Genomic DNA, 879 nt, shown 5'->3' on the forward strand with positions numbered 1-879 from the left:
TCCGTCACCAGACTCAAATAGACCGGATCGTCACGCTTGGTGGACAGATAAGTGATATCGGCCACCCAAACCTGTTCCGGACCGGTAGCGACAACTTGCGACGGGCCTGGTTTGAGCAGATTGGGATGGCAGCGGAAGTGATGATGACTGTCGGTCGTTTTGTGATAAGCCCGTTTCCTGCGGACCAGTTGGCGGTTATCACGCAAGACCGCCAATAACCGATCACGGCCGACATGCAGCTCCTGTTTCTCACGCTCCGCGTGCATCAACGAGTGCAATTTGCGGGCGCCAATGCAGGGTTGGCGTACTCGAATTGTCTGCACAAACTCGATGAGCTTCTGATCTTGCTCGATGCGAGTCCGATAGACGCGATTACGTTTGTAAAAGGCTTGGCGACTGATCCCCATAAACTGGCAAGCCCTGCTGACACTCAGGGTTTGGGTTTGCGCAACGACTTGCCGGGCCGCTTTTTTACGACAGAGACGCCGTAGTCGTTCTTCAGTACATCCACCACGTCTTCAAAAAACTTGGCTTTCTGATTCGCCAGCGCCAACTGCTCCTCAAGCTCTTTGATTCTCTGCTCGGGAGTTAAGGGCAAAGTGGGCTCGTCCATCGGTCGGGTCCTTGGGGAACGAATGGAGGCGCCTTGGCTCCAGTCTTGCCGACCATGCTTGCGTAACCAAACCAACACCGTCGACCGACCCTGAATTCCGTAGCGCCGTTGAGCCTCTTTATAACTCAACTCGCCTTTTTCGACTTGGTCGACAACCGACAATTTAAAAGTCAGCGTGTAATCGCGTTGACTGCGTTTTGCGCCCGAATCCATTGCACCCTCCTGATAAGAAGCCAGAAGGTGTAAACCTTATTCAGGACGAGACA

Annotated in this window: 1 pseudogene; it reads right to left on the minus strand. The window is 53.6% G+C overall.

The window, feature by feature from the left end:
* Positions 1–826 (minus strand): annotated as a pseudogene (locus L6D74_RS29845) (transposase family protein); the annotation flags it as partial.
* Positions 827–879 lie beyond the last annotated feature (53 nt).

The sequence above is a fragment of the Pseudomonas pharyngis genome (assembly GCF_021602345.1).
GTDB lineage: Bacteria > Pseudomonadota > Gammaproteobacteria > Pseudomonadales > Pseudomonadaceae > Aquipseudomonas > Aquipseudomonas pharyngis.